12 protein-coding genes are annotated in these 15641 nt (G+C 71.2%); 7 read left to right on the top strand and 5 right to left on the bottom strand.

The window, feature by feature from the left end; genetic code table 11:
* Nucleotides 1-75: 75 nt before the first annotated feature.
* From ENSA7_RS16055 to ENSA7_RS16075, 5 genes are all read left to right on the top strand, one after another.
* A complete protein-coding gene (locus tag ENSA7_RS16055) occupies nt 76-2436 on the top strand; it encodes an FdhF/YdeP family oxidoreductase (RefSeq protein WP_146157748.1) in 2361 nt (786 codons plus the stop codon).
* Nucleotides 2437-2651: 215 nt separating this feature from the next.
* Nucleotides 2652-3185, top strand: coding sequence for a hypothetical protein (locus tag ENSA7_RS16060; RefSeq protein WP_244923818.1), 534 nt, complete (start codon nt 2652-2654; stop codon nt 3183-3185).
* 10 nt (nt 3186-3195) lie between these two features.
* Entirely contained in the window at nt 3196-6222 is a 3027-nt protein-coding gene (locus ENSA7_RS16065; RefSeq protein ID WP_146157749.1) for a serine/threonine-protein kinase, read from the top strand.
* Nucleotides 6223-6265: 43 nt separating this feature from the next.
* Nucleotides 6266-7288 (top strand): ADYC domain-containing protein, encoded by a 1023-nt coding sequence (locus ENSA7_RS16070; RefSeq protein WP_244923819.1) that lies wholly within the window; start codon nt 6266-6268, stop codon nt 7286-7288.
* Nucleotides 7289-7349: 61 nt separating this feature from the next.
* Nucleotides 7350-8282 (top strand): hypothetical protein, encoded by a 933-nt coding sequence (locus ENSA7_RS16075; protein ID WP_146157750.1) that lies wholly within the window; start codon nt 7350-7352, stop codon nt 8280-8282.
* 21 nt (nt 8283-8303) lie between these two features.
* Here the strand turns inward: ENSA7_RS16075 and ENSA7_RS16080 are convergent, their stop codons facing one another.
* Genes ENSA7_RS16080 through ENSA7_RS16090 form a run of 3 tightly spaced genes read right to left on the bottom strand, consistent with a single transcriptional unit; the run spans nt 8304 to nt 12163 of the window.
* Nucleotides 8304-9965, bottom strand: a complete 1662-nt coding sequence (locus tag ENSA7_RS16080) for a sensor histidine kinase (protein ID WP_106090172.1) — start codon at nt 9963-9965, stop codon at nt 8304-8306.
* A gap of 6 nt (nt 9966-9971) precedes the next feature.
* Entirely contained in the window at nt 9972-10619 is a 648-nt protein-coding gene (locus tag ENSA7_RS16085; RefSeq protein WP_106090173.1) for a hypothetical protein, read from the bottom strand.
* Nucleotides 10616-12163 (bottom strand): BamA/TamA family outer membrane protein, encoded by a 1548-nt coding sequence (locus tag ENSA7_RS16090; protein ID WP_181233786.1) that lies wholly within the window; start codon nt 12161-12163, stop codon nt 10616-10618. Before ENSA7_RS16090 ends, ENSA7_RS16085 begins: the two co-directional genes overlap by 4 nt.
* A gap of 364 nt (nt 12164-12527) precedes the next feature.
* Here ENSA7_RS16090 and ENSA7_RS43710 point away from each other — a divergent pair, with 364 nt between their 5' ends.
* Nucleotides 12528-12917, top strand: a complete 390-nt coding sequence (locus tag ENSA7_RS43710) for a response regulator (RefSeq protein ID WP_181233787.1) — start codon at nt 12528-12530, stop codon at nt 12915-12917.
* Here the strand turns inward: ENSA7_RS43710 and ENSA7_RS16100 are convergent.
* A complete protein-coding gene (locus ENSA7_RS16100; RefSeq protein WP_106090176.1) occupies nt 12910-13686 on the bottom strand; it encodes a sugar phosphate nucleotidyltransferase in 777 nt (258 codons plus the stop codon). The genes ENSA7_RS43710 and ENSA7_RS16100 overlap by 8 nt on opposite strands.
* Nucleotides 13687-13752: 66 nt before the next feature.
* On the opposite strand from ENSA7_RS16100, the gene ENSA7_RS16105 reads away from it, so the two are divergent.
* Nucleotides 13753-14223 carry an Mpo1-like protein gene (locus tag ENSA7_RS16105; RefSeq protein WP_106090177.1) on the top strand — a complete coding sequence of 157 codons (471 nt, stop codon included), beginning with the start codon at nt 13753-13755 and terminating at the stop codon, nt 14221-14223.
* Between the two features lie 103 nt (nt 14224-14326).
* On the opposite strand, the gene ENSA7_RS16110 is transcribed toward ENSA7_RS16105, so the two are convergent.
* Nucleotides 14327-15508: a cytochrome-c peroxidase gene (locus ENSA7_RS16110; protein ID WP_244923820.1), complete on the bottom strand. Its 1182-nt coding sequence runs from the start codon at nt 15506-15508 to the stop codon at nt 14327-14329.
* Nucleotides 15509-15641: the final 133 nt, after the last annotated feature.

Consider the following 15641-nt stretch of genomic DNA (forward strand, 5'->3'; position numbering starts at 1 on the left):
GGGCAGCGCGGCGAACCCCGACCGCCGGGAGTGGCTGGGTTGATCGGCCGATCTCCGCGGGGCACCATCCGCTCGATGACGGACACGCCCGAGGCGCCCACCGACCTCGGCGACGCCGCGCCCCCACCCACCCCTGGACCCGGGCAGCTGCACACCCGCGCGCCCGCGAGTCCGCTGACGCCGCTGGTGACCGCGCCGATGACCGTCGATCCCGCGCCGCAGACCAGCGGCGGGCTGCCTGGGGTCGCCGTCGCGCTCAACGATACGCTGCGCAAAGCGGGGGTGCGCCAGGGGCTTCGCCTGCTCCGGCGCGCCAACCAAGATCCCGGGTTCGCGTGTCCCGGGTGCGCGTGGCCCGATGCCGCCCCGTCGAGCAGCCCCCCCCGGTTCGCCGTGTGCGAGAGCGGGACCCGGGCGATCGTCGACGCGCTCGGGCAGCGGCGCGCGGGGCCCCAGCTGTTTGCCACCTACACGATCCCCGAGCTGGCCCGGCGCAGCGATCACTGGCTCAACGCGCAAGGTCGGCTGACCCACCCCATGGTCCGCCGGGCCGAGTCCAACAGCTACGAGCCGATCGCCTGGTCCGAGGCCATCGCGCTGATCGCCGAGCAGCTGCGCGACCTGCCCGATCCCAATCGCGCTGCGTTCTACAGCTCGGCGCGGGTCAGCAACGAGGCCGCGTTCTGCTGGCAGCTGCTCGCGCGCGAGCTGGGCACCAACAACCTCGCGAGCAGCTCGCAGCTGTGCCACGAGGCCAGTCGGGTCGCGCTGACGAACACGCTGGGGAGCTGGCGCGGCGCCGTGGACCTCGACGACTTCGCGGCCGCCGACGCGATCTTCGTGATCGGGCAAAACCCGGCGAGCAACCACCCGCGCATGCTCGAGGCCCTGCGCGCGGCCAAGCACCGGGGCGCCAAGATCGTCTCGATCAACCCGCTGCGCGAGGTCGGGCTGGTGCGCTCTCGCGATCCCCGACGGCCGCGCGACTGGCTGGGAGCCGGGATCGAGATCGCTGATCTGCTGGTGTCGGTCCAAGTCGGGGGCGATCTGGCCCTGATTGAGGGGCTGACCAAGGCCGTGATCGAGGCCGACGCCGTCGATCGAGCCTTCGTCGACGCCCACACCGAGGGCTACGAGGCGCTCGCGTCGGGGATCGCCGCGCGGGAGTGGGATGACATCGTCGCGCGCAGCGGGGTCGAGCGCGCGCAGATCCAGGCCGCCGCGGACATCTACATCCGCGCTGACAACACGATCGCGTGCTGGGGCGTGGGCCTGACCCAGCACCGCGGCGGGGTCGATGCGATCGAGCAGCTCCTGAGCTTGCTGTTGCTGCGCGGCAACGTGGGCAAGCGTGGCGCCGGGCCGCTCGCGGTGCTCGGACACAGCAACACCGCGGGCTGCTGGACCATGGGCGTCACGCCGCGACCAGCCGACGCGCTGCTCGCTGGGCTCGAGCGAGCGACCGGCGTGACCATGCCCCGCGCACCTGGCCTGAGTGTGAGCGACGCGGTCGCGGGCATGCAGCGCGGCGAGATCGACGTGCTGCTCGGCCTCGGCGGCAACCTGCTCTCGGCCGGGCCCGACACCGAGGCGCTCGCGGCCGGAATCTGCCGGGCCCGGTTGACCGTCCAGATTAGCACCAAGCTCAATCGCTCCCACCTGATCACCGGTGAGACCGCGCTGATCTTGCCGTGCCTCGCCCGGACCGAGGCGGGCCCGGGCGCACCGCAGTGGTCGAGCTTCGAAGACGCGACCGGAGGCGTGCGGGCCTCGCTAGGCCGCGAGCGACCCGTCGCGGCCGGGCTGGTGTCGGAGGTCGAGATCCTCGCGCAGATCGGGGCGGCCCTGAGCCCAGACTCGCCCGTGCAGTGGGCCACGCTCGCCCGCGATCACGGCCGGATCCGCGAGCTGATCGCCGCCGCGCTCCCGGACTGTGAGGCGTTCGCCACCGAGCTGGCCCCTGGTCGGCCGCTGAGGTTGGTGAGGCCGGCCCACGATCGGCGCTTCGCCACCGCCACCGCCAGCGGCAAGGCCAAGCTCACGATCGCCAGCTCGGCTGGCCCCACCCCCACCCTGCCCGAGAACGCGCTGCTGCTGACGACCGTCCGCAGTCACGATCAGCACAACACCACGGTCTACTGGCTCGGCGATCGCGAGCGGGGGATCCATGGCTATCGCCGCCTGGTGCTGATGAACCTCGCCGACATGCGACGGCTGGAGATCGAGCCGTATGAGCAAGTCGAGCTGATCAGCCACTTCGAGGGGGTCGAGCGCCGCGCGCCCAAGTGGGTCGCCGTGCCTCACCACGTGCGGGAGGGCTGCGTGGCCGCGTACTTTCCCGAAGCCAACGTGCTCGTCCCGGGCGCGGCGATCGATCCACGCTCGGGGACGCCCAGCTTCAAGTCGGTGGTCGTGACGATTGCGAAACACACCTGATCGAGGCCCGCGCTGGCACGACAATGGCTCCATGTCGCGCCGCGCTGCCCCCGCACAACTCGTAGTGTGTGGGACCGGCCTCGCCGTCGCGCCCCGTCTCGCTGCCCGTACACATAGGCCCCGCAACCGGCTTGGGAGCCTGGCCCTGCAAATTTTGAAGTGGTTGTCCGAACCACCCCCGTGACGGGCATTAACCTGTGTCGGTCCCTCGACCGATGACCCTGCCGCCCGACAGCCCCGCATGTGCATCCGTCATCGAGACCGCGATCCGCGAGCTGCGCGACCCCGATTGGTCGCGCCTGCGCCAGGTCGCGCGGATCTTGGCCTGGAAGGTGCCGTCGATCGAAGCGGAGGCGCTGCTGTTCGACGCGCTCGAGCGGACCCTCGATGGGCGCCGTCGCTGGAAGCCTGCCGCCGTCGACTTCGTGGGTCATCTGGTCGGGATCATGCGCAGCGTCTCGACCCACGAGGCCGCCCGACGGGGGCTCGACACGGTCGCGCTGACGTCGAGCATGGACCTGATCGGCGCCGGCAACCCGGAGGACGCGCTGTCGGCCGAGCAACAAATTCATCGACTCCGGGCCTACTTTGGCGAGCGCGAGGACGAGCAAGCGCTGCGGGTCCTCGACGCCATGGAGCTCGGGTGCGACGGACCGGCGATCCGGGCCCAGCTCGACCTCGCGCAGACCCAGCTCGAGACGATCGTCCGACGCATCCGTCGAGCCGCGCATCGGGTGCTCCCACGCTGAGCCTGGGAGCGTGCGGGTGAGCAGCCGCGAGTCTCCGCAGCGCGGACCCAGCCAGTTCGTCGACGCCCTCGCGTCGGCCGTGCTGCGGGCCGACGATCACGAGATCGTGGCGCAGGCCGCCGAGGCTGGCGAAGACGCCTCCAGCGCCGCCGCTGCGCTGCGTGAGGGCTTCCTCGCCCGGGTCGCGATCGCGCGGGCACGCGAGCTCCAGATTGAGGGCCCCACGACCCGCACGCACGGTGCCGCGCGTGGGCTCGACAGCGTCGATACGTCCGAGACAGGCAGTGATCTGGCCGCGAGCGAGACGGAGGACAGCCCGCTGACGATCGGTCGGTACCCGATCCTCCGACGCCTGGGCGCGGGCGGGATGGGGGTGGTCTACGCCGCGTACGACGAGGTCCTCGATCGCCGCCTGGCGGTCAAGGTCCTGCACGACCACGAGTGGGACCACGACGGCCGGCACCGCGAGCGGCTCTTGCGTGAGGCGCAGGCGATGGCCAAGGTCGCGCACCCCAACGTCGTCACCGTGCACGAGGTCGGTGCGGCCGGCGACAGGCTGTTCATCGCCATGGAGTTTGTCTCGGGTCCGACGCTCAAGGAGTGGGCCTCGGCGCAGCGACGCGGCTGGCGAGAGCTGGTCCCCGTGTTTTGCCAGGTCGCCGATGGGCTCGCCGCGCTGCACGAGGCAGGGCTGGTGCATCGCGACGTCAAGCCCGCCAACGTGATCATCGGCGACGACGGACGCGTACGCATCCTCGACCTCGGCCTCGTGGGCGCGGAGCAGCTCGATCTCGGCACCACCAGCGAGTCCAAGCACGGCGCCCGCGATCGGTCCAGCACCGGCGACAGTCACGGGTCGAGTCCGAGCGGAGGCGGGCACTCGTCGTCGCTCGACCGGATCGCGGGTCCGCTGACCAAGACCGGCGAGCGGGTCGGGACGCCGGCCTACATGTCGCGCGAGCAGTTCTTGGGCCTCGAGCTGACCCCGGCGTCGGACATCTTCTCGCTGTGCGTCGCGCTGTACGAGGCGCTCCATCACGTCCATCCATTTCGGGCCAAGTCCAGGGCCTTCCAGGAGCTGCAGGCCAACGTCGTCAACGGGCGGATCGCCCCGCCAGCGAGCACCAGCTCGGTGCCAGCGTGGCTCCACGCCCTCGTCGTCAGCGGGCTGGCGCCCGACCCAAAAGATCGACCCGCGTCGATGCGGGCGCTCAGCGTCGCGCTCGCCAAGGATCCAAGCCGCGTCCGTCGGCGTTGGATCGGGACCCTGGCGATCGCCGGGCTCGCGGCGCTCGGCGGCGTGCTCGTGGCGCGCGGGCAAGCTCCCCCGCCGCTGCCGACCTGCGACGGCGCGGAGCGGAGCCTCGCGGCGGTCTGGGGACCCGAGCGCGCCGAGCGGATCCACGCGGCCATGCGCGCCACCGATCGACCCTACGCGGCCGCGCTCGGCGTGCGGATCACCGAGACCGTCAACGACTACGCCCACGCGTGGTCGAGCGCGCACCGTCGCGTCTGCCACGAGCACCGCCGCGGCGACCACTCCGACGCGCTGCTCGACGCGCGGATGGCCTGCCTCGACCGTGGGCGCCTGGCCCTGGCCGAGACCGTTCAGATCCTGTCCACGGCCGACAGCAACATCGTCGACCACGCCGGGCAGATGGTCGCCAAGCTCCCGCGGCTCGACGCCTGCGATGATCTCGCCGCGATGGCCGCGCGCGATCGACCCCCCACGGATCCCAGCGTCGCGGTCGTCGTCCTGCACCTCGAGTCCAACCTGGTCCGCGCCGAGACCCTCGCCCACGCCGGACGGATCGCCGAGGCGACCGAGCTCGCCCGATCCGTCGCCGACGAGGCGCTGACGCTCGAGCTCCCGGCGTCCCAGGCCAAGGCGCTGCTCACCGAGGCGCGAGCGTCGATGGTCCTGGAGCTCGACCGCGGGTCGAGCGGGGCCCTGCTCGACCGCGCGCTGGCGATCTCGATCGCCGAGGACCTCGACCCGCTCGCGGCCGAAGCGATGATCCGCCGGGTCTACGTGCGGGGCCTGGCCGGTGGCGGGAGCGAGGCCGCGATCGCCGATCTGGCGATCGCCGAAGCGATGTTGGTTCGAGCTGGCGACGATCCCGAGCTGCGCGCGCTGCTGCTCAACAACGCGGGGGCGGTCCGGCTCGCCGCGGGTGATCGGGTGGGCGCCCGCGCCGACTTCGAGCAGGCGCTGGTCCTCAAGGAGCGGCTGTTTGGCGACGCGCACCTCGAGGTCGCGCTGGGCCTCGCCAACCTCGGGATGCTGACGGTCGATGCAGAGCTGCAGTCGGGCATCCAGGCCCGGATGATCGACATCTATGAGCGGCGCCTGGGACCCGAGCACCCGTGGACCCTCGACGGTCGGCTGCTCGCGGCCTTCCACACGGCCGACCCCGAGCAGGCGGGCGCCAGCCTGCGCGAGCTGTGTCCGCGCTTCGTGGAGGTCGGCGAGGCGCGGCTCGCTGGCGAGTGCGAATTTGGCCGCGCTCGCCTCGAGCTCGCGCGCGCGCGCCCCGAGCTGGCTCGGTCTGCGTTCCTCGCCGCCCGCGAGCAGCTCGACCAAGACGACGACCGCCGGCTGCTGATCGATGCGTTCTTGCATGACGATCACGGCGCGTCTGCGATCACGGCGCTGGAGGTGCTCATCGCCAGGGTCGACGAGCAGACCCACGCTGAGCCCTCGGGCGCCGAGTGGTGGCTCCGCGTCGAGCAGGCCGAGCGCCGCCTGGTGCTCGCCGAGCTGCTCACCGACGACCCCGCCCGCGCGGCCCGCTTGCTCGAGCGATCGCTCGCCGAGCTCGAGGCGATCGCCGACGAGGCCCCACCGATCGAGCGCGAGCGGCTGCTCGCCAGCACCCAGACCGCCCTCGCCCAGGTGCTTGGCGTGCACGCCACCCGCCCACACGCGCGGGTCACCGAGCTCGCGACCGCCGCCCGGACCTACTACCAGCACTGGCCGAGCGCCTACGCTCGCCGCCTCGACATGCTCGACATGCTCGAGGCGCGCGCCCAGTGAGACCCCAACTTCTGCACCAGACCTCCACGGAGACGACAACCCCATGACGACCCACTCGGTACCCTCCTCACCCACGTCCACCGTCCTCTCGCGCGTCGTCATGGCCTGCGCCCTGGCTGTCGGTCTGGCGCCGCTCGCAGGCTGTGACGAGGCGGCGCCCGACGATGACGCCGACCTGCGCGGACTCAGCTTCGACTGCCCCCGTTGGCGCTGCGGCTACAACACCTCGGAGGTCAACGGCAAGTCGCTGCAGGAGCTGCACCTTGGCGGGACCGCCAACGCCGACGGGGTCAGGCTCGTCGGCTTCCTCCCCCCGCAGGGGTTGTTGCTCAACTGGACGCTCGGGACCGAGGGTGACGCCCTGGTTGCCCGCGGCGGACTGTTCGGCAAGAGCCGGCTGCGGGGCGCAGCGCTGGTCGGCTCGATCCTGCTGCTGCGGGTCGACCATCTGACCGTCCCGGTGATCATCGCCGGCTACGAAGAGGTCGACTCGTGGGCGACCGGAGGCGACCCGCATCCAGCCTACTCGCTGATCTATCCCGACCTCGCGCAGCCGCTGCTGGCCCAGAGCGTCTGCAAGGGCACGCTCCTCGATCCGCTCCTGGCCTCGGTCGTAGTCCTGGCGGGCGAGCGCTACGACCTCGACGCCAAGACCGTGATCCCCAACCAGACCGACTGGATCACGCTGGCCTGCGCGGGCTCGGCCGCGGCCAAGATGGCGCTGATGGGCTACGGCCCCCACGCCGACGTCGACGGCGAGGGGACGGCGGCCAGCCCGGATCAGCGGCAGGCCACCTTGAAGATGCTCACCGCCGACTACTGCGGCGACGGCCACGCCTACACGGTCGATGGCACCCCGCTCATCTGGGAGAACCAGCATGGCACCGTCGTGCCCAGCTCCGGCGCCGACCTGAGCGCCCCCGAGGCGATCTGGACCGCCGCAGGCGCGCTGTGCCTCGACACCCCGCGGATCCCCGATCTCGAGGTCACCTGCACGCTGCCGAGCTGCGCGACCTTGAGCCTCGACGACGGCGAGTGGGCGACCTACGCGGTCAACACCGACTGAGCGCGAGCCGAACTGAGCGCGGCGAGCCGGACCAACCGCAAACCGTGTAGCCTGCGTGCACGTGCGACCTCCTGCGTTGATCCTCGCCAGCACGCTCACGCTCGCGCTCGCGTGCCAGAGCCCGCCCTCCAAGTCACAGCCGACCGCGACCACCTCCGAGCCGGGCGCGGCCGCAGCGAGCTCGGGCGGCCCAGCCGCGGAGCCGGTGTGTGCCGCGGCGCCGCTGCACACCGAGCTGCTGTCGTTGTGTAGCTTCGACCTGGGCGTGCCCGCGATCGCGCTGCCGAAGGTCACGTGGACAGCGGACAGCTACCACCCTCTGGCGACCCGGGTGATCACCCTGGACCAGGCCGGGCTCACCGATCCCGAGGGCGATCAGGGCACCGTCTCGATCCAAGCCTGGCTGGCCGACCCACCCCGGCGGATCCCCGAGCCCGGCGAGATGACGCTCGCGATCGCAGGTGACGTCCCGGCCTCGACCGTCGCCGAGCTGTGGCGTGGGCTCTCGGCCGCCGGCCGCACCGAGGTCCGCGTGCTCGTCCACGTCACCGATGACCGCCCGATCCCGCAGCCCCGCGACCCGGCCATGCTCGCGGGCATGCTCGCCGAGCTGCCGCCCGACCCCAACGAGCGGGTCATGTTCGTCGCCAAGGGCGTGCGCGGCTACGCCAACACCTGCCCCCCGCTCGCCAGCGTGTTCGGCGAGCTCGCCAACGTCTCACCAGGCGAACGATGCGCCAAGCTAGCCGAGCTCGCGTCCGCGGCCGTCGTCGAGTGCGGATGCCGAGAGCTGCCGGACATCATGACCCTGCTCTACGCCCTGACGATCGGCTTCACGCCCCCGACCGGCCGCGCAGCCGCGGTCCCGATCCGCCTCGATCCCGGCCGCAAGATCGCCCCACCGCCGGCCACCACCTGGTCCGAGGTCGTCGCCGCGAACCTCCGCAACGACGGCCTCCACCAGCTGTGGATCGACTCCGTGGCGCCGAGCTAGCCCCGAATCGAGCTCGGTAGCTCACGCAGCGCCGCCGCTGAGCCGCAGTCGGACCTCGAACCGAGCTCCCCCGAGCGCCTCGCTGTGCCCGACCGAGATCTCGCCGCCGTGGTCCAGCACGATCTTCTTCACGATCGCCAACCCCAGCCCCGTCCCGTGCACCCGGGTGGTCTCATACGGCTCGAACACCAGCTCCCGCCGCTCGTTGGCGATGCCCGGGCCGTTGTCCTCGACCACCAGGCACGCCACCCCCCGATCGGCGACCGAGCGCGCAGACACCCGGATCCGCGGCTGCTCGACCCCGGCCTCGCGGGCCGACAGCGCCGCGTTCTCGGCCAGGTTGACCAGCACTTGCTTGAGCAGCTGACGATCGCCGAGCACCTCGAGCCCCTCGGTCCCCACGTCGATCTCGAGCGCCGCGTCGACGTGCACGTAGGCCCGCTCGAACTCGACGAGGATCCGCGCGAGCGCGACCGCCTCGAGCTCGACCTCGGGCAGCTTGGCGAATTGCGAGAAGCTGGTGACCATGCGCCGCAGCGACTCGACCTCGTCCTCGACGATCTCGACCGAGTCGCGCAGCAGCGCGGAGAACCGCGCGTCGTTGCCGGGATCCTTCTCGCGCAGCTGCTGGACCGCGAGCTGGATCGGCGTCAGCGGGTTCTTGATCTCGTGGGCGATCCGGCGGGCCATCTCTTGCCACGCCCCGACCCGCTGCAGGTACGCGATCCGGCGCCGCGTGTGCTCGAGCTCGTCGAGCATCGTGTTGAACGCGCTCGCCAGCTGCCCGAGCTCGTCGGCCCCGAGCCGCGGGGCCCGGACCGAGAGGTCGCCCGAGGCGACGCGACGCATGACCTCCGACAGATCCGAGACCTTGCGGGTGGTCCGGCGGGCGATCAGGATCCCGGCGAGGATCGCCACGAACAGCACCAGCGAGCTGGCCACGGTCAGCGCCGTGATCACGGCCCGCCGGACCTCGTCGCGCTCGGCCATCCGGACCTCGCCGCCAGCGCCCTTGACCTCGATCGCGCCGAGATCCCGGGCGAGCTCGCCGAGCTGCTGGTGGCGGGTGCGGATGCTGGGGTCGACCGCCCAGGTGACGCGCACCAGCCCGCCCGTCTCGCTCAGCGGCCACTCGAGGGGCACGTGAATCCACTCGTCCACGGCCACGGAAGCGCCGGGGTCCCCGGTCGCGCTCGCCAAGTCACGCGCAGCATCGGCGCCGCGGCCCACGATCACCGCCTCGACACCCGGTCGCTCGATCACGACCTCGATCACGTCCGCGCGCGCGCGGATCCAGTCGTCCAAGAACGCCTCGAGCGGGGCGCCGTCGAGCCCGCGCAGCTCGTGGGGCAGCAGCTGCGTGCGAGCGCGGAACGCCTCGCGCTGGGCCGCGGCGAGCTCCTCGTAGTAGGGCTCGGCCAGGCGCAGGGCCTGATCTTGCAGCTCGACCTGCTGCTCGCTGACCTGGTCGTAGTACTGGACCGTCAGCGCCACGAGGTAGCTCGTCGCGCCCACGCACAGGATCCCGATCGCAACCAGTGAGATCGTGATTCGAGCCTCGAGACGCCCCCACCAAGGCGGCCGCGCCTGCAGCTCGCGGTGCTGCTCGACGGCCCGAAACCCCTGGGTGCCTCGGCGTCCAGCTCGAGAGCCGGCCTTGCGCGCTCGCTCGCTCGCAGCCATCGCCGCTCAGTCCTGTTCCCGCGGCACGTAAAAGGGGTGGGTCCGAAACTCGACGAGCTTCTCCGCCTTGGGTCGCGAGCGCACGAACATCCCGACCCAGCGCGAGAACACCTCGAGATCGCGATCTTGGCCCCGCGCCACGCCCCCGCTGCCGCCGCTCTTGCTCTGGATCGGGTTGCGCTGGGCGACGACCTGCACGAAGTGGATCTGGTCCTCTCCGCGCGGGATGTCGGGGGTCTTGGCGATCACGACCGACAGCGTGGTCGCGGCCTTGATCGCGTCGTCGCGCAGGGCGTAGCGACGCACCGTCGGCTGGGCGCCGCCGCCGAGCGTGGTCTGGACGATGTAGTCTTGATTCCAGGGATCCCACTGCACGCTGATCTCCACGTGGGCCAGCGAGCTGGGGGTCCGCGAGCCCTTCGCGTACACGCCCAGGTCGTAGACCAGGCGGGTCGGGTACCCGCCGTCGAGCATCTTCATGGCTTGCTTGTCCGTGGTCCGCAGCAAGTCGGGGATCGCCACGCGCATCTTGAGCTCGCGGCTGGTGAACGAGAAGTCGGCCTTGCGTCGCGGCAGGGTCTCCGGCGCGGCCCCGAGCAGCACGGTCAGCGCGGGGCTCGCGACAAGCAGCGCGACGAAGCGGCGGCGCCTCACAGCGGCACCCGCCGCAGCACGTTGCCGACCGACAGGTCGATGGTCCCAATGCTGGTGTCCAGCTTGAGCCCAAAGTTGGCGTTGAAGCCGACCGGCGCAGCGAGCTCGCCGAGCGCCCGCCGCTCGCTTCGCTGCGCGCGGGTGCCCGTCAGCGTGAACACGCCAGCCGAGAAGAACAGATAGCCGCCGTACACGAACGAGGTCTGCGGCCGGCGAAACAGCGGGATCCCGTACTCGAGATCCACGCGCCCGCCCAGGCTCGCCAGCGCGTACGCGTTGACGCCGGTCTTGAACGTGTCGACGGGCCAGCGGGTCGAGTACTGCAGACCCATGGTCCGCCCCGGGGTCCAGTCCGCGAGGTCACCGGGCAAGATCATCTCGAAGCGCGGGGCGTCGCCCGCGATCTGCCCGCCCCACAGGCTCGGCGTCAGCCAGTGGCCCCACGGCAGCCGAAACGAGTAGCCGCCACCGACCAGCACCCTCAGGTACTCATAGCTGGACCCGATCGCGGGCGAGGACAGCTGCACGTCGACGCGGACGTGCCCGCCCTTGCCGATGATCGCCGCCCGGTTGCGCTGGTCCCAGATCAGCGAGAACTCGGCCGAGCTCAAGAAGTGCATGCCGTGCTCGAGCTGCAGATCGAGCTCGCGCAGATCGCCGTTCGGGAGGGTCTGAACTGGGATCTCGGCGGGATCGGCCCCACCCTGTGACCGCGCATCGATCGCCTCGAACCGAAAATCGATGCCCAGGCGCAGATCAGCCCGGACCGGGATCGTGACCCCGACGACGCTGCCGTAGCGAGAGTAACGGAGCGTGTCGAAGTTGCTCGGGTTCGGATCGTAGTCCTCCCCGGCCACGCGGTACGGTTCATTGGCCAGGATCGCGTAGGCGCTGCCGGCCACGCCGATCGGCGAGCCGGCGATCACGGGCAGCTCCGTGTACAGCTCGTAGGCCTGCTGACGCTGGTCGTCGGCCACGCCCCGGGCCTTGGTCCCGACCACGAACGCGGCGCCAAGGTGCACGCGGCTGCCCGCGAGGTTGCGCTCCATCAGATCGAAGCCGCCCGCGAACGGGGTCAGCAGCGAGCTCGCGGCGCTGACCTGGCGGATCACCAGCGAGCCACGCTCGTGCAGATCCACGACCAGCGACGCGCTGTCGGAGTTGCGCGAGACCGGGACCAGGCGGATCGCAACTTGGTCGAAGTAGCCGGTCGCGGCGAGCCGCTGGACCGCGCGATCGATCCGGGGATCTTCCGGCCAGAACACCTGCTGACCCTCGACGAGCCCCTCGGCCTCGAGCGCCTCGGTGATCTGCTTGGCCGTGACCTGCTTGCGCCCGCGGATCTGGAGCGCGACGATGTGAACCGTGCGCTCGATCGGCCCTTCGACCAGCACGCCCGCGTCATCCATGCCCGCCGTCTCGTCGGCCCGGGCGGCCCGGGGCGAGCGGTCCACGGGAGCAGCCCGGGCGGGCTCGACCGGCGGCGCCGCGATGGCCACGCTCGGCGCGAGGGAGAGCGGCAGCAGCACCAGGGCGACCGCCAAGCCCAGCCCGACCCTGCGCGCCCCGGGTGGCCAGGATTTTACCCAGGAGCCCCGCGCGTGGCTGTCCTGGGGTGCGAGATGCCGGCGACGCGGGGTCAGCCACACGGCGCGAGTGTACTCGACTCGCCGCCGCGGTCGGCTGTGCGCATGGGCATGGGGCCCGACGTGGCCGGGCCGCGGTCAGAGATCTCGCCGCGCCAGTTCCGGTGAACGGCGTTTCATGCGACACCACAGACGATCGTCACCAGTTCAGATACGCGAGAAGCACGCACCCGCGCTCGCGGATCGACTGCGGAACCGCAAAGATCACGACTTCGCCATGCCCCCCGACCGCGACGAGACACGCGAACTCTACAATCGCAGCGTGGACGAGCCCCGCCCGGTCCTGTGCGTCGAGGACAACGACGCGAACTTCGCTCTGATCAAGCTCGTGCTCGAGAAGACCGGGCTGTGGCTCGTGACGCGCGCGAACGATGTCGTCCAAGCTCGCGCCGCGCTCGAGCAGCGACGACCCGCCGTCGTCCTGCTCGACCTCGATCTCCCGGGCGTCGGCGGGCTCGAGCTCGCCCGCGAACTCAAGGGCTCGCCGGCCTGGTCGACGCTCCCGATCGTCGTGGTCAGCGCGAGCGTGATGCGACAAGAGCACGTCAAGGCGCGCGAGGCTGGGTGCGAGTTCTTCCTCGAGAAGCCGTTCGACATCGCGGTCCTGCGCGCGACCGTGCTGCAGGCAGCTACCGCGAGCTCGGTCAGCTGATCCAGCCCCGCGCCCGCCCCCGGGCCTCGAGCTCGGTCAGCTGCTCGGGCGTGTTCACGCCCGCGACCTCGTCGGCCTCGACCTCGACGACGGCGACCTCGCCCGCGCGGGCCCGCAGCGCGACGAGATCGGTCAGGTAGATCTCACCCGCCGCGTTGTCGGCCCCGAGCAGCGGCAGCTCGCGGCGGAGGTGATCGGCGCGGACGCAGTAGACCCCCGCGTTGCACTCGTCGATCTCACGCTCGGCCTCGCTGGCGTCCTTGTGCTCGCGGATCGCCACGCAGCGGTGGGTGGACGGGTCGCGCACGATCCGTCCGTAGCCGGCTGGATCCGCGGCGCGAAAGCTGGCCAGGCTGAGCCCTGCGGAGCTGCGACCGCACGCCAGCGCGAGCGCCTGCAGGGTCTGGGCGCGCAGCAGCGGCACGTCACCGCTGAGGATCAGCACCGATCCGTCGACGTCGTCGCCGAGGATCGGGAGCGCGCACATGACCGCGTGTCCGGTCCCGCGCTGCTCGGCCTGGACGGCGAAGTCCACGGCCCAGCCCTCGCCCCGCCCCTCACTAGACAGCAGCCGCGCCCGCACGAGCGCCTCGACCTCCGGGCCCTGATGACCGACCACGACGATCGAGCGCGCGACGCCGAAGCGCCGGGCCGCCCGCAGCGGGTGCAGGACCAGCGGCTCGCCAGCGAAGGGGTGCAGGACTTTAGCCAGCTCCGAGCGCATCCGCGTGCCCTTGCCGGCGGCGAGCAATATGGCGACCGTGTTCACCCGAGCACGCTACGGGATCGGGCGCGCGCGACCAAGCTGCCCAAACCAGGGTACCCTGCCCGCGCGATGGCTGACGCGCGCTTCTCGAGCTTCTCCGAGTTCTTCCCCTACTACCTGGGCGAGCACCGCAACCCCACATGCCGGGCGCTGCACTTCGTCGGCACCGCCGGCTTCTTCGCGCTCGTCGGGTGGTCGCTGCTGTCGTCGCCTGCGCGGTTCGGCCCGGTGCTCGCGGCGATCCTCGCGCTCGGCGTGATCGGCAACCTGATCGAGCGCCATCGCAACGCCGCGCCCCTGATGCTCGGGATGATCGCGCTGGGCGTGTGGGCCCAGCCGTGGCTGCTCGCGGGCGTGGTCTGGGCCTACCTGTTCGCATGGATCGGCCACTTCAAGATCGAGCACAACCGCCCGGCAACGTTCACCTATCCGCTGTGGTCCCTGATGGGCGACTTCAAGATGTGGAGCATGATGGCGGTCGGCAAGCTGTGGTCGGGAGACCCGATCGAAGCGCTGGGCCTGCAGGTGCCGGACGCTTGAGCGGCCAAGCGTCCGGAAGTGTGTTCAGCTCGGGTCAGGCTTCTGACCCGCTTGCAGGCGCCGTTCGTGGCCTGATTCACCTTGGGCCGCGATCTGCCTTCGCTCAGGGCGCGAACGGGTCCGACCAACGCGGGTCGTCGGCGAGCGTGGGGTCGGTCAGCGTGCCCAGGAACGCCACCAGCGCCGCACGGTCGGCCGCGTTGAGGTTCAAGCGGATCGGCGCGCCGCCGTTTTGCGGGTCCCGCAGCCGCGGATCGAGGTTCGGGTGGGCCTCGATGCCGCTGTCGTAGTGCTCGACGACCTCGGCCAGGGTCTCGAACCGCCCGTCGTGCATGTACGGACCCGTGAGGGCCACGTTGCGCAGCGACGGGCTCTTGAACTTGCCGTCGTCCGCTGCGAGGCCGGTGGTCTCGCCCAGGCCACCGTCGCTGGCGTCGAGCAACCCGTTGTTGACCGGCTCGTCGACAAACCACAGCGCGAGGTTGGTGAGCGGCGGCGGCTGACCTCCTGGCAGCGGCGGCGTGAGCGAGTTCCCCGGCATGTGACAGGCGCCGCAGCGTCCCGGGCCGAAGAACAGATCCTTGCCGCGGTTTTGCTCGGGGGTGAAGTTGGGGAGGTCCTGGGCGATGTCGCCGTTCACGAGGGCCACGCCCTCGTCCCAGGCTGAGCTGTACGACGCGATCGAGCGCACGAACTGCGACAGCGCCTGTGAGATCCGCTCGGCGCTGACTTGCGCGTCGCCAAACGCGGCCTCGAACATCGGCGCGTAGTAGTCGGTCGTCGACACCCGCGCGACCAGCTCGTCGAGGGTCAGGCCCATCTCGGCGGCGTCCTGGATCGGCATCAGGACCTGGTCTTCGAGCGTGTCAGCCCGCTCGTCCCAGAACATCGCGCCGCGCTCGTACCAGCGCAGGTTGGCCAGCGGCATCGAGTTGCGCCGGGTCAGGTCACCCGCGAAGCCCTCGGACAGCACGGCCGTGTCCGAGAAGCCCGACGCGGGATCGTGGCAGCTTCCGCATGCGACCGTGCGGTTTTCGCTCAGCTGGCGATCCCAGAACAGCACGCGCCCCAGCGTCGCGCCAGCGTCGGTGATCGGGTTGTCGCCTGGCGTATTGTCGACCGCGTCGACGCGCGGCGTCTCGAAGTGCGCGGGGAGGTCGTGGCCATAGTCCAGCAGCTCCGCTGGCAGCACCGGCTCGTTCAGCGCTGGGTCATCCTCGGTCTGCGCGGTGTCGGTGTCGCTGCCAGCGTCGGTGGCTTCGGGATCACAAGCGATGAGCAGCAAGGGCGCGAGCAGGGCGAGGACGCTGGCGTGGCGAGTAGGGTTAGTCCGGTGCAAGGGGTATGGCGCGGTCGACATCGTCCCGGCTCATTGCAGATGTCATACCGTGCACATTGGTCCTCGAGCGCTGACGCCA

The sequence above is a fragment of the Enhygromyxa salina genome (assembly GCF_002994635.1).
GTDB lineage: Bacteria > Myxococcota_A > Polyangia > Nannocystales > Nannocystaceae > Plesiocystis > Plesiocystis salina_B.

Bases quoted from the DNA above. Each gene is read 5' to 3' on its own strand.
- ENSA7_RS16055 (WP_146157748.1), top strand. From the start codon at position 76: ATGACGGACACGCCCGAGGCGCCCACCGACCTCGGCGACGCCGCGCCC.
- ENSA7_RS16060 (WP_244923818.1), top strand. From the start codon at position 2,652: ATGACCCTGCCGCCCGACAGCCCCGCATGTGCATCCGTCATCGAGACC.
- ENSA7_RS16070 (WP_244923819.1), top strand. From the start codon at position 6,266: ATGACGACCCACTCGGTACCCTCCTCACCCACGTCCACCGTCCTCTCG.
- ENSA7_RS16080 (WP_106090172.1), bottom strand. From the start codon at position 9,965: ATGGCTGCGAGCGAGCGAGCGCGCAAGGCCGGCTCTCGAGCTGGACGC.
- ENSA7_RS16105 (WP_106090177.1), top strand. From the start codon at position 13,753: ATGGCTGACGCGCGCTTCTCGAGCTTCTCCGAGTTCTTCCCCTACTAC.